Here is a 13,537-nt window from a genome sequence, read left to right as displayed (position 1 = left end):
AAATTCAAAAGAAATCGAATATTCGATTTTGGACATCTTGAACATCTATGGTTAGCCGAGTTGCTGAAGAATCATCAAGTAATTCTTGTATCTTATTAATAGTAATTTTATGTAGAATGCGAGAGGGTTATAAGAAATAATTTTACTTAATAATAGAAAGACGATTAATAGTTTAGTTCAAACTTTTTTATTGATAGGGTGTTTTTTTATTATACAGAGTGATAAAATTGAACCAGCAAGGGGGGCTAAGATGATTGAAATACGAGTAGCAACACCTGAGGATGCAGCAGCATTAGTGTCTATTTATGCACCTTATGTAAAGGAAACAACAATTACATTTGATTATGAGGTACCCAGTGCAGCAGCATTTGCTAAAAGAATAACGGAGACCCTGCACACACATCCTTATTTTGTGGCAGAAGACAATGGCGTGATTTTAGGCTATGCTTATGCACATGCATACAAAGAGCGAGCGGCCTATGATTGGGCAGTCGAAGTAAGCGTCTATGTAGATCGTGAGAAACGCGGCAATGGCGCTGGTAAATTGCTTTATTGCGCCTTAGAGGAAACCTTGAAAAAACAAAATGTGGCAATTTTGACTGCCTGTATCACTGGTGGGAATCAAGGTAGCATTGTTTTTCATGAAAAGCTCGGTTATCGAGAGGTTGCCAATTTTCCGAAAATCGGCTATAAATTTGGTCAATGGTTGGACGTTATTTGGCTACAAAAATGTCTAACGGAGGTAGAAGGGAAGTTGCCACCATTTGTCCCTTATTCTCGACTATAAGAGAAAGTAAAGTTAGATATGGTTAGAATTCGTTAATTATATTCTAATGAAATTCATTATGAATTGTTACGCGCCTATACCAATGGTTTGCTATCCTTGCATTGTAAAACATAAGGAGGCCCCTAATAGCACAATGAAACGAGAAAAGAACACTTCGAAAAATGAAGTAAAAACCACCGACTTTCTATTGGAAATGTTGGCGTTGTTCATTCTAATTTCCTTAACTTTTTATGCCATTAGAACCGGGAAAATTTTTTAAACAAGGCATTTCGGCAAAGTATTTAGAAGAGTAAAAGAAAAGGCATTCTGAACATCTAAATTGGGTGTTCGGAATGTCTTTTCTTATTGGTATGGCTAGTGGGTTAGCTTCCAGAAAAATAGTTTATGGTTTTTATATAAAGTTTATCTAATGGTTGGTCAGTTGTTCAAGCTCTTGCATTTTTTGAATAACCAACTCTGGCGTAATGATTTCCTTCATTAGATGAATCATCTCATCGGGCATACAAGTTCGTTCCGATATAGCTTGATATTCCTGCTCTGTTAAATGTAAATTCATAGCTGCTAAATTCGTCGGCAAATCTAATTGATGATAAAAAGGCAGTAAGCGTTCAATCTCGGCCAGATTATTTTCTATCATCAATTGAACTAAAATACCATAGGCCACTTTATTTCCATGGAGCTGTCGATGACTGGCGGGTATAACGGTCATCGCATCATGAATCGAATGAGCACCAGCAGTTCGGCCATATTCATCTCCAAAACCACCCACCATTCCAGCTAATAGAATATTCGCCTCAACCACATCGATGAAGGCTTGATTGGTTTTCTTTTGGTCCATTGCATCTAATGCGGCCGCACTCTTTGTTAAAAGTATCTCACGACATTTTTGGGCCGCAAACTCGGCAACTTGAACTTCAATCGGCTTAACCGCTAATTGAGAGATAATCGCATGGGATTCATACCATTTTGCGAGTGTATCGCCGATTCCAGCGATCATTAGTTCACGTGGAGAGTGAAGAATGATTGCTGGATCAATCAATACTAGATCACTGGCTTTAGGAAAAATATCATAACGCAGCATCACGCCTTCTTCGTTGTAAACCACACTTAGTGGTGTATAAGCAGCACAAGTTGCGGCTAGAGACGGCAAGATGATGATCGGTAGGTTGGTCTTATAAGCTACGAATTTCCCTAAATCAGCTACTTTTCCGCCACCGACCGCGATAATCCCGTCAAATTGATTTCTTTTGCATAAAGACGCAAATTCTTCAGCTGCAAAATCGGTACATTGTCCCCCATAGTAATGAAAGGTTTTTGTTATTGATAGTTCTGGGAAATACTCCTTCACAGCGTTCCAGGATTTTTCTCCGTGAAGGATCAGAAGATTTTCTAGTTTTCTTCTATTAAGGTGAGATTCAAGGGAATCCCAAGCATTTTCCTTTAGTTCATATTCTTGCGGTGCCCCCCGCACGATCAATTGTTTTGTCATAGAAAAACTTCTTTCATCATTTTTTTAGATAAATCTTTTTTTATTATAATAGTTATGGTAGTATGAGAGCAAGTTATTTTTGAATATTTATTCTTAAATTATTCGTATACTTATATTATTATTCAAAAGGGGCGGGATGGATGAAAAAGAAAATTGGAGCATTACTTACAGTATTGCTGGTGGCATTGAATTTTTTACCGGCAAAAGCACAGGCGGCAGAAATGGATCAAATCTATGAGCGGATTCAGCAGAGCGGAGAATTAGTCGTTGGCTTATCTGCCGACTATGCGCCGTATGAGTTCCATGCAGATGTCGATGGCAAGGATAAAATTGTTGGTTTTGATGTCTCGATTGCAGAAAAAATCGCAAAGGATATGGGCGTCAAATTAAAAATTGAAGAGCTTGGTTTTGATGCACTGTTAGGCGCTTTAAAAACCGGCAAGATCGACCTGGTTATTTCTGGTATGTCGATCACTGAAGAACGGTTGAAGGAGGTTGATTTTTCTGATCCCTACTTTGTTGTTCAACAAAAGGTGCTGGTTCGCAAAGACGATAAGAACAAATTTAAAACGACGGCTGATTTTGATGGCTTAGCCGTTGGGGCGCAAAAGCAGACGACGCAAGAGGACCTAGTGAAAAATGAAATGACCGGTGCCGAACCGACTTCACTTCAGAAGGTCCCAGACTTGATCAATAATTTATTGAATAAAAAAGTCGAAGCGGTAGTGCTGGAGCAGCCTGTCGCTGAGGCATATGTCCAACAAAGTGACAATGTGGCGTTGGCTCCTGTCAAGTTTGAGCAGGGGGAAAAGGTCACTGCCATTGCAATGTCGAAAAATACACCAGAATTGAAAAAGCATGTCAATGCTTCAATTAAAACGATCAACGATAAAGATTTGCTGAAGGACTATCAAGAGGAAGCGAATGAGTTGATGTTCCAAGATGAACAATCCTTCCTGCAAAAATACGGGCCGTATTATTTAAATGGGGCAAAATATACGATTTTACTGGCTTTTGTCGGTGTTCTATTTGGCTTGATCTTTGGTAGCTTGCTGGCGTTGATGAAGTTAAGTAAGAGTAAGATACTAAAGGCGCTCGCAGTGGTCTATATCGAATATGTTCGTGGTACACCGTTATTGGTTCAAATTTTTATCGTGTACTTTGGAACAGGCGTTCTGGGATTAGACTTGTCGAAATTACTGGCTGGCTGTATCGCGGTTTCGCTGAATAGTGCGGCTTACGTGGCGGAGATCGTCCGAGCGGGGATCAATGCGGTTAATAAAGGACAGATGGAGGCAGCACGTTCTTTAGGAATGAACCAAAAAGAAGCGATGCGTTTCATCATCTTCCCGCAAGCTATCAAGAATATTTTACCGGCATTGGGAAATGAGTTCGTTACGATCATTAAAGAGTCCTCCGTTGTTTCTGTTATCGGGGTGTCGGAGCTGATATTCCAAACTGGCGTGGTGCAGGGTGCTAGCTTTAAGCCATTCTTGCCGTACGTATTGGTCTCACTGATTTACTTTGTGTTGACCTTCTGCACGTCTCGTCTATTAGGTTTCGCTGAAAGGAGAATGGGTCTGAATGATTAATGTAAAGCAACTGTCAAAAAGCTTTGGCGATAATGAGGTATTAAAGGCAATTGATCTGACGGTCAAGGAGGGTGAAGTGGTGGTCATCATCGGGCCTTCAGGAAGCGGGAAAAGTACAATTCTACGCTGCTTGAACCTGCTGGAAGAACCAACTTCTGGTGAAATCTTTTTTGAAGGGCAAAATATCACTGCTCCTGACAGCAATATCGATCAGATTCGCCAGAAAATGGGGATGGTGTTTCAAAGCTTTAATCTCTTTCCCCATATGAGTGTGGTGGAGAATTTGACCATTACACCAATAAAGATCAAAAAAGAAGACCCTAACAAAGCTAAGGAACAGGCCTTGTCATTGCTAGACCAAGTTGGCCTGAAGGAAAAAGCTGACAGCTACCCCGCTAGTTTGTCTGGTGGACAGCAGCAGCGGGTGGCGATTGCCCGGGCGTTAGCAATGAATCCCGATGTGATGCTCTTCGATGAGCCGACTTCAGCGCTTGATCCGGAAATGGTTGGTGAAGTGCTGGCGGTCATGCAGGATTTGGCAAAAAAAGGCATGACCATGGTAGTCGTGACGCATGAAATGGGCTTTGCTAAGGAAGTGGCAGATCGCGTGATCTTTATGGCGGACGGCATCATTCAAGAAGAAGGGACACCAGAGGAAATCTTTGAACGTCCGCAAAATAGTCGGACGCAGGATTTCTTAAATAAGGTATTGTAAGAGTAAGGGGGCAACGAGGATGGATAAAAGTAAAATCGCGCGACGCTTCCAGCAGCCGGCAGAGAATTTGCTGATGAAGATCGCTGTTTTAGCCAAGGAGAAAGAAGATATTATTGATCTGTCGATCGGTGATCCGGATTTGATTACGGATCCGGCGATCATTGAAGCGGCATATACCGACGTGAAAAAGGGTGCGACGAATTATACCGCACCGGACGGCAGCAAAGAATTTTTGACAACCGTTGTTGATTTTTATCAAAAGAAATATGGTTTGAGCTTTCAAACCAATCAGGTTCGGGCTACAGTTGGGGCATTGCATGCCATGTATCTAGTGATGCAGGTGCTGCTTGATCCCGGTGATGAAGTGATCATTCACGAGCCGTATTTCTCGCCTTATCGCGAACAGGTCGTACTATCGGGCGGAACACCAGTGTTTGTACCGACCTATGAAGAAAATAGATTTCAACTAGCGGTGGCGGACTTAAAAGCGGCGATTACGGAGCGAACCAAAGCAATCATCATTAATTCGCCAAATAATCCAACGGGAGCGGTTTTCTCTGAGAAAACATTGAAGCAAATTGCAGAAGTCGCGATTGAAAACGAGCTCTTTATTATTTCAGATGAAATCTACGAGGATTTTGCTTTTAAAGAAAAATTCTTACCCATGGCTCGTCTGGCTCCAGAAAACACCATCACCATCAGCGGTGTATCGAAGGGCTTTGCGATGACGGGCTGGCGGTTAGGCTATCTGATCGCTCCGAACTACATCAACCAAATTGCGGGAATGATCAATGAAAGTATTACGTATTCCGCACCTACAGCTTCACAGCGTGGCGCGATCTATGCGTTGAAGCATTATGATGAACTCGTACCGCCAACCGTTGAGGTGTTTAAAGAGCGTTTGGCTTACATTGAAAAAAGAGTTGCTGAAATTCCTTATTTATCCTTGCGTCCAGTTGCCGGCAGCATGTATGCTTTTATTAATATCAGTAAAAGCGGACTCGACTCAGTGACATTCGTGGAACAGGTCTTAGAACAAAGCGGGGTACTGTTTGTTCCAGGAAAAGCCTTTGGGGCAACCGTGGGAGATGCTTATATTCGGTTAGCCGCGACTCAGCCCACGGAGCTTCTAGCTGAAGCGTTTGACCGACTAGCGAAATTAAGCTTTTAGCTCGCAAAAGCCGGCAAATTCTGAGAGGTATTCCTTTACGGGTCACAGTATAGTAAAAGCAGGAGGAAGATGGATGGAGTGGTTAGATCATTTTAATAGTAGCATTGCTTATGTAGAGGAGAATTTAGCAGGAGAGATCAATTTGGACAAAGCGGCTCAATTGGCTCAATGCTCCAGTTATCATTATCAGCGGATGTTTTCGTATATTGCTGGCGTCACGCTAGGTGAATACATTCGCCGCAGAAGGATGAGTCTGGCGGGGGTGGATCTGCAACGCGGTGAAAAAGTCATCGATGTTGCTGCGAAATACGGCTATGATTCTCCTACATCCTTCAATCGTGTGTTCAAAAACGTTCATGGGATTACACCAAAGGAGGCAAAACAATCCGGAGCAAAATTGACTAGTTACCCAATGTTGACCTTCAAATTGACCGTAAAGGGTGTGCAGGCAATGGAATATCAGTTGATCGACAAAGAAGCGTTTCATGTGACCGGACTTAGCTTGAAACTTGAGCAGGATATGGAAGTAGCGCAAACACGGATTCCGCAATTTTGGAATGAGGTAAGTGCCAGCGGAGATCTGCAAAAATTACTTCCGTTGATGGATCAGAACAATCCTGGCGTGATGGGAGTCAGTATGATGACCTCAGAGATTCAAGATAGTTGGGAATACGTGATTGGAGTAGTTAGTGAAGAGACTGCGGAGGGATTTGTCCATTATGAAATACCAGCTGCAAAATGGGCCGTGTTCTCAGGAACAGGACCGATGCCAGGCGCAATTCAAGAATTGCAGCAGCAGGTGTTTACCGAGTGGCTGCCAACATCGGGTTTTGAATATGCTGAGCTGTCAGATATTGAGCTGTATTTGGATGCCAATCCAGAAAATGCGCAATTTCAAGTTTGGCTGCCGGTTCGACCGAAATAGTAGAAAGATGAGCCTGTGACTAATTGAAGTCACAGGCTTTTACTTGTTATAATCAGGCTAAGTACGAAAGGAAGTCTGGAATGAAAGAAATTATTGCGCAAATCAAAGAATATGAACCATTTACAGAACAAGAGGCAGCCGATAAAAAGTTGTTTTTAGATGAACTGCAATTTCAAGATAACCTGCTGACGCGGGAAAATCCGGACTATCATTTTTCTTCATCAGCCTGGGTAGTCAATCCGAGTTATGACAAAGTACTGATGGTCTATCACAATATTTATCAGTCTTATTCTTGGAGCGGTGGACATGCAGATGGCTGCGACGATCTCTTGAAGGTCGCGCAAAAAGAATTGGAAGAGGAGACGGGAGTCAAAGATTATCGATTAATTCATGAAGGCTTGTTTGCCTTTGATATTTTGCCTGTTTATGGTCACTATAAAAATGGTGTATTTATCAAAGACCATTTCCACATTAATACGACCTATTTATTTATGGCGCCAGAAAATCAGTCGTTAAAAGTGAAGGAAGATGAGAATAGCGATGTTAAGTGGATCAATACCGCGGAGATCGATACGGCAGTCACGGAAGAAGAAATGAAAGTTTATTACTTTAAAATGATCGAAAAAGCGCGCCTGCTTAAGAATGAAAAGCGTTCGCTTTAGGCTGGTTTTTGCTTTATACTATTCCTGAGTGGAATAGAGGTGAGGAAATGGATCAGCAGAAATTACAGCTCTTTTTAGATTTGACTGAAACCCTGAATTACACCGAAACGGCGGAACGCAATTACATGACACAGGGAAACGTCTCGAAGAAGATCAATGCGCTAGAAAAGGAGCTGAATGTTCCATTAATTGATCGCAGAAATCGTCAAATCCAGCTAACCGAAGAAGCAAAGCAGCTGCTGCCGGATATTAGACGGATCGTCAGAGATTATCAGGTATTAAAGGATACATTGACAGAATATCAGGAGAAAAAAGAGCGGGTGTTGACGGTCCATACGATCCCGACAATGCCGAATTATCTGGGCTTTGATCTATTGACTGCATTTTTGAAGCAGCATCCTGAGATTCATCTGAACTTGAAGGAATCGGAAGCGATGGCGTTAGGTGAAGTTGCAATCGAAAAGAACAGTCTTTATTTTTTCCGTTCGTTGACGAAGCCTAACGATAGGCATTATCTCACGACTGAAAGAGACCGTTTCGTGGCTGTCTTGCCGCAAAAGCATCTGTTAGCTAAAAGTCGAAAAATCCCACTTGAGGCGCTGGCTAAAGAGAATTTTTTAATCCTTGGACAAATCGCAAAGCCTTATTATTCAGTAAAGGAGCTTTGCCGTGAGGCTGGCTTTGAGCCGAAGATCACTTACCAAGGAACGCGAATTGATTTGATTTTACGTATGATCGAAGAAGGCTTAGGCATTTCGTTAATTATGGAAAAATCATTAGGCAGCTCCTTACCAGAGCAATTAATTGTACGTGAGATCGAACCAACGAAGGAAAGCTTTTTGAATTATTATTTATCGGATGAAGCCGATGCCCCAGCGCCAAAGAAGTTTTGGCGATTTTTACAAATAAATCATTCCGATATGGAATAGAAATACTTGGAAACCGAATTGTATTGTTCTTTTGATGGGCCTAGACTTAGCTTATCAAAAGAACGATTCAAGGAGGCTTTTTTTATGTCGACACCTTATGATTTACGCAAAGTTTTAGCTGAGCTACAAGAAATTTCGGGAGAATATCATGAAACCAATATGGAGGTAGATCCCCATGCGGAGCTTTCTGGTGTTTATCGTTATATCGGTGCAGGGGGCACAGTCAAGCGGCCAACACAAGAAGGACCCGCAATGATGTTTAACAACGTCAAGGGCTTTCCAGATACCCGCGTATTGATTGGTGTTATCGCCAGTCGTGATCGCGTAGGGAAAATCCTGCATCATGATCCGAAGCAGTTAGGACGCTTATTAAAAGATTCGGTACAACATCCAGTGAAGCCAATCAAAGTCACAAAAGCTGAAGCGCCTGCTCAAGAAGTCGTCCATCTAGCAACGGATGAAGGTTTTGATATCCGAAAAATCTTGGCTGCTCCGACCAATACTGAATATGATGCTGGTCCTTATATTACAATGGGCGTGGTTTTTGGTTCAGACCCCAAAAAAACCATGAGTGATGTAACGATTCATCGAATGGTTTTAGAGGATGAAGAAACGATCGGAATGTACATTATGCCTGGTGGACGGCACATCGGTCATTTTCAAAAACAATACGAAGCTTTGAACAAACCGATGCCGATCACGATCAATATTGGTTTAGACCCAGCGATTTCCATCGGAACCACCTTTGAGCCGCCAACTACACCGCTTGGCTACAATGAACTATGGATCGCCGGAGCCCTGCGGCAAGAGCCTGTGCAGCTTGTTGATGGAATAGCGGTGGATGAAGTGGGAATTGCTCGATCGGAATTTATTATTGAAGCAGAAATCCTGCCTCACGAAACAATTCAGGAAGATATTAATACCAATACGGGCAAGGCCATGCCGGAATTTCCCGGCTACAATGGGGATGCCAATCCAGCGGTGAATGTGGTGAAAGTCAAAGCCATCACACATCGTAAGGATCGTCCAATCATGCAGACAACAATCGGTCCTTCAGAGGAGCATGTCTCGATGGCGGGGATTCCCACGGAAGCGAGTATTTTGGATTTGGTGGACAAAGCGATTCCCGGCAAGGTAACAAATGTCTACAATCCTCCAGCAGGCGGCGGCAAGCTGATGTCGATCCTACAGATCCACAAAGAAACCGAAGCCGATGAAGGTATCCAACGTCAGGCGGCGATTTTGGCATTATCTGCCTTTAAAGAGTTGAAAACCGTGATTTTAGTGGATGATGATGTTGATATTTTCGATATGAACGATGTGATGTGGACCTTGAATACCCGTTTTCAAGGCGACAAGGACATCATTGTGCTGCCAGGGATGCGCAATCATCCATTGGATCCTTCAGAACGACCAGAGTATAACCCTGCATCCATTCGGTTCCGCGGTATGAGCAGTAAAACGATCTTAGATGGGACGGTACCATTTGATTTGAAGGAAGACTTTATTCGAGCAGAATTTAAAGAAGTAGCAGATTGGAAAAAATATTTAGAGTAGGTGAGACAGATGAAAAAGAGAATCGTCATTGGAATAACCGGCGCATCAGGGATCATCTACGCCATTGATCTAATCAAACGTTTGAAAGAGAATCCGATGATTGAAACACACGGCATCATCAGCGATTGGGCGAAACAGAACTTAAAGCTGGAATCAGATCTAAGTCTAAAAGAAGTTGAGGACATGCTGGATTATCATTACAGTAATCGTGATCTAGGTGCAGCAGTCGCCAGCGGGTCCTTTTTGACTGATGGCATGGTGATCGTACCCGCCAGTATGAAAACTGTCGCCGGTATCTCAATGGGCTTTGGTGAAAGCTTGATCTCGCGCGCCGCCGATGTCACTTTGAAGGAGCAAAGAAAATTAATCGTAGTTCCGCGAGAAACGCCCTTGAATGCGATCCATTTAGAAAACCTAACAAAATTAGCACGATTAGGGGTTCAAATCATTCCGCCAATTCCGGCATTTTACAATCAGCCAAAAACAATCGATGATCTCGTGGCTCATCAGTCAATGAAGCTGATGGACGCTTTAGGTATAGAGAACCATGTCTCTGGGCGGTGGAAAGATCATGGGTAAAACCTTTATCAGAAAAAAATCTGGGTACGAAATTACTCTGATGGCAGAATGGCTCGGAAATGATCTATTGCTAAATCTTTACGGCGGGGATACACCCCATATCGGGACCGTGACTACCTTTTCTAACGACGACACGCAAACGCGGCGTTTTCCCAGTCATGACGGTCGATTCCATAAGGATGATGTCCTAGCTTCGCTTTTACTAAAGGCGATTCAGTCAAAAATTCCGGGGAATTGCGTTATTACGGCAGGTGTCCATGTAGATCATATCTCGCAGGATCAGATTGCGGCATCATTTTCGATGACAGAAGAGCTTGCAGAGGAGCTGGTTCTTTGGATCGAAGAACACCGGTTAGCAAAAAAACCACAATATAATTAATCCAAGCTGCCTAGCTGTTTGTTAGGCAGTTTTTAATATGGCTAAGCATTCCAGGGGCCAACTATCCATTCGTCTCAGGATGTACATAAAAAATGCAAACCAGCTGCTTTTAAGCCGATATCGTTACTTGCTTATGCAGAGTGGATTACCGACTCAAAAACAACTAACGCCTGTTGATACAATTTTTTTCTTATCAGAATTTTTCCTAGTAAATAGTTATTTAAAAGTATATAAAAGCAGCACTAAAGACGATCTATAGGGAAGAAAGGCAAAACCATGAATAAAAAACCTTTATTTTAATCATGTTGAATTGAAAAAAGTATTGTATTATGATTAAATTCACAATTAAATTGATCGGAGGGTGAAGAAATGAAAAGGATTGTTTTGGTGTTGTTGGGTATTTGTTTGTTCGTTGGCGGTTGTAGTAGTGGGGATTCTGAGGATAATAAAGCACAAGAATCCTCTACAGAAACAAAAGTCGAGAAAAAAACAGCCAGTTCTGAAAAGGCAAAGAAAAAGGTAGCGATGCCGCTTTCTCTGGGGGCAGACGAGAACGGTGAACTACCTAAAGAGAACGGGGACTATACCCCTTACTTATTTGTTGAAGTTCCAGAAACCTATAGTTGTTTGACGTATAATACACTTTTTTCCGAGGTCAATGATTCGGGGGAGACGGTGGCGGAGGTCTATTACACCCAGGGACACCCGAATGTGAAGGATTGGATGGAGGAAGATGAAAAGAGTCGCTATGCAGGAATGCCCTATAATTATGTTTTTTGCTTAAATGAAAATACGCGTTCTTCATGGTTTTCATACACATTAATAGATGAGGACAATCTAAAAAGAATACAAGAAAAATATCCAACGAGTGATTTTGATCAATACGCGCCGTTAAACATGGAGAAAAAAGCGATCGAGATGACTATCGAAGAGGATGCTAGTAAATACACCGTCTTAAAGAAGGATAATGGCGAGGAGCAGGCTGCAGGATTTACTTACACATATGACTATTTTCTGGCAGAGGATGATGACAAGGATCGGGGGATCTATTGCGATTATACCTTCAACGTGGGGGATGGTACTGTTCTATACTATTCGCTAAAGGGTTATGAATCGGAAATGAAAATTTCAGATTTCAATACTAAACAACATGGTAAAGAAATTGCTGAAAGTATTAAAATCGAATAAACGAGTTCAACAAGGATAAACGGCTGAAAGAAACTCAGCCGTTTTTTTGCAGCACTAACTATTAGCTAAAAAATTTCAAAATGTGACATATGTCCTAATTGTTTTTGAAGAATAGCCATAGAATAAGGGCATAGGAGGTGTTGAATATGATGATCCTTATTCTATTAATCATTCTTGCTGCTGTTTTAATGGTTGTTCGTAAACAACAAAAGGCTCAAGCGCAAGCGCACTATTGGACGCGGCTCAATGAGTTGGAAAACCAACGAAAAAAACAAATTTTAGCGACGGCGATTAAAATGCAGCAACGAGAAAATTGTCGTTCAAAAACCGATAACAATTGGAAACAGGCTAGCTAATTTTTACTCAGTCTGTGTTCCTTCGGTCAAATTACGCTTGAAATTTCCCGATTCCATTGGCAAGTTATTTCAGTTAAACTAATTGAAAACGAGCAAAGGACAATCGGATATGCTGAACTATGAATTGAAAGAATTGCCCGCTTTTTCCGTTATTGGCTTAGAGCAGGCGTTGACGAATCAAAAAAGTAAAAATCTTGAACGCTGCCTGTCATTTTGGCCGCGTTTTAATGCTCAGCTCAAAAGCAATGGTTTGAGCCAGTCAAATGGAAATTGGACCAAATTTGCTTTTATGGAGCGACGGGAGGGACAGCTTTACTATTATTGTGCGATTCCGCGTCTAAAGCTGATCCCAACGAATTTTATTTCGAAGGATATTTCTGCCGGCAGGTATTTAGTTGTGACGCATCAGGGTGCGATGAACCAAATCTATATCACCTATGAAGCGATTTATCAGGAACTGATTCCAAAGCTTGGACTGACCTTAGTGCAAACGAATTTTCTGCATTTTGAAAAATATGACCAACGATTTCATTGGAACCGAAAAGATTCGATCACCGAGCTTTGGATACCAGTAAAAATTGAACAGACGTAACGGCGGTTTCAATAATTGAGTTATCCTATTAAAGAGTCAATTTTTCTCTCTACCTGATTGTGCTATACTTTAATTATTCATTAATGATGGGTAGGAGGAAAATTATGAATAAAAATGAGGTTTTGGAGTATCTTCGTAAAAAAGATTTTTGGTTTGAAGTGACGGAACACAAGGCTGTTTATAACATGGATGAACTTTCCGAGGTAGCTTTGCCATATCCAGAAGCGGATGCGAAGAATCTTTTTGTTCGTGATGATAAAAAAAGAAATTTTTATCTAATCACGGTAAAGGGTGACAAAAGAGTTGATCTAAAAGAGTTCAAAAAGAAACATGACACACGCCGCTTGTCTTTTTCATCGGAGAACGATTTGATGGAAGTGATGGGCTTAATTCCCGGCGCGGTGAGTCCTTTCGGGATATTTAATGATGTAGATCACAAAGTACACTTTTTTATTGATGCGGACTTCTTTGAACAGCCAGGACTTATTGGCGTTCATCCGAATGATAATACAGCAACAGTATGGGTAAAAACGGAAGATTTAGTGACGATTATTAAGGAACAAGGAAACCAAGTAACGGTGGTCGAGTTCTAAAGTCTAAACATTTAACAGTGCTG

Annotated in this window: 15 protein-coding genes; 14 read left to right on the top strand and 1 reads right to left on the bottom strand. The window is 41.8% G+C overall.

All coding sequences use genetic code 11. The features are described 5' to 3' along the window. The first annotated feature begins 250 nt into the window (after positions 1-250). Positions 251-787 (top strand): GNAT family N-acetyltransferase, encoded by a 537-nt coding sequence (locus IGI44_RS16805; RefSeq protein WP_438789094.1) that lies wholly within the window; start codon positions 251-253, stop codon positions 785-787. A gap of 406 nt (positions 788-1,193) precedes the next feature. On the opposite strand, the gene IGI44_RS16800 is transcribed toward IGI44_RS16805, so the two are convergent. After that, a complete protein-coding gene (locus IGI44_RS16800) occupies positions 1,194-2,276 on the bottom strand; it encodes an iron-containing alcohol dehydrogenase family protein (protein WP_438789093.1) in 1,083 nt (360 codons plus the stop codon). Positions 2,277-2,416: 140 nt separating this feature from the next. Here IGI44_RS16800 and IGI44_RS16795 point away from each other — a divergent pair, with 140 nt between their 5' ends. The 13 genes from IGI44_RS16795 (at position 2,417) to IGI44_RS16735 (ending at position 13,514) form a co-directional block, all read left to right on the top strand. Then, positions 2,417-3,868: an ABC transporter substrate-binding protein/permease gene (locus tag IGI44_RS16795; protein ID WP_438789092.1), complete on the top strand. Its 1,452-nt coding sequence runs from the start codon at positions 2,417-2,419 to the stop codon at positions 3,866-3,868. Then, the gene (locus tag IGI44_RS16790) at positions 3,861-4,583 is read left to right on the top strand and encodes an amino acid ABC transporter ATP-binding protein (protein ID WP_438789091.1); all 723 of its coding nucleotides are present in this window, start codon (positions 3,861-3,863) and stop codon (positions 4,581-4,583) included. The genes IGI44_RS16795 and IGI44_RS16790 overlap by 8 nt, the downstream gene beginning before the upstream one ends. A gap of 19 nt (positions 4,584-4,602) precedes the next feature. Continuing rightward, the gene (locus tag IGI44_RS16785) at positions 4,603-5,754 is read left to right on the top strand and encodes a pyridoxal phosphate-dependent aminotransferase (protein ID WP_438789090.1); all 1,152 of its coding nucleotides are present in this window, start codon (positions 4,603-4,605) and stop codon (positions 5,752-5,754) included. A gap of 73 nt (positions 5,755-5,827) precedes the next feature. Further along, complete coding sequence (locus IGI44_RS16780) at positions 5,828-6,679, top strand: AraC family transcriptional regulator (RefSeq protein ID WP_438789089.1); 852 nt, start codon at positions 5,828-5,830, stop codon at positions 6,677-6,679. 80 nt (positions 6,680-6,759) lie between these two features. Then, a complete protein-coding gene (locus IGI44_RS16775; RefSeq protein ID WP_438789088.1) occupies positions 6,760-7,341 on the top strand; it encodes an NUDIX hydrolase in 582 nt (193 codons plus the stop codon). 47 nt (positions 7,342-7,388) lie between these two features. Further along, the gene (locus tag IGI44_RS16770; protein ID WP_438789087.1) at positions 7,389-8,270 is read left to right on the top strand and encodes a LysR family transcriptional regulator; all 882 of its coding nucleotides are present in this window, start codon (positions 7,389-7,391) and stop codon (positions 8,268-8,270) included. 84 nt (positions 8,271-8,354) lie between these two features. Further along, a complete protein-coding gene (locus tag IGI44_RS16765; RefSeq protein ID WP_438789086.1) occupies positions 8,355-9,827 on the top strand; it encodes a UbiD family decarboxylase in 1,473 nt (490 codons plus the stop codon). Positions 9,828-9,836: 9 nt separating this feature from the next. Then, on the top strand, positions 9,837-10,406 hold the full coding sequence (locus IGI44_RS16760; protein WP_438789085.1) for a UbiX family flavin prenyltransferase: 570 nt from the start codon (positions 9,837-9,839) through the stop codon (positions 10,404-10,406). After that, complete coding sequence (locus IGI44_RS16755; protein WP_438789084.1) at positions 10,399-10,785, top strand: amino acid decarboxylase; 387 nt, start codon at positions 10,399-10,401, stop codon at positions 10,783-10,785. Before IGI44_RS16760 ends, IGI44_RS16755 begins: the two co-directional genes overlap by 8 nt. 369 nt (positions 10,786-11,154) lie before the next feature. Further along, on the top strand, positions 11,155-11,973 hold the full coding sequence (locus IGI44_RS16750) for a hypothetical protein (RefSeq protein ID WP_438789083.1): 819 nt from the start codon (positions 11,155-11,157) through the stop codon (positions 11,971-11,973). 146 nt (positions 11,974-12,119) lie between these two features. Further along, the gene (locus IGI44_RS16745; RefSeq protein WP_438789082.1) at positions 12,120-12,329 is read left to right on the top strand and encodes a hypothetical protein; all 210 of its coding nucleotides are present in this window, start codon (positions 12,120-12,122) and stop codon (positions 12,327-12,329) included. Positions 12,330-12,438: 109 nt separating this feature from the next. Continuing rightward, entirely contained in the window at positions 12,439-12,921 is a 483-nt protein-coding gene (locus IGI44_RS16740; protein ID WP_438789081.1) for a GyrI-like domain-containing protein, read from the top strand. 104 nt (positions 12,922-13,025) lie between these two features. Further along, the gene (locus IGI44_RS16735; RefSeq protein WP_438789080.1) at positions 13,026-13,514 is read left to right on the top strand and encodes a prolyl-tRNA synthetase associated domain-containing protein; all 489 of its coding nucleotides are present in this window, start codon (positions 13,026-13,028) and stop codon (positions 13,512-13,514) included. Positions 13,515-13,537: the final 23 nt, after the last annotated feature.

This window comes from Enterococcus sp. DIV0756, from assembly GCF_051710745.1.
Taxonomy (GTDB): Bacteria; Bacillota; Bacilli; order Lactobacillales; family Enterococcaceae; genus Enterococcus_A.
Note: the sequence above shows the minus strand (reverse complement) of the source record. Positions and strands in the feature narration are given on the sequence as shown.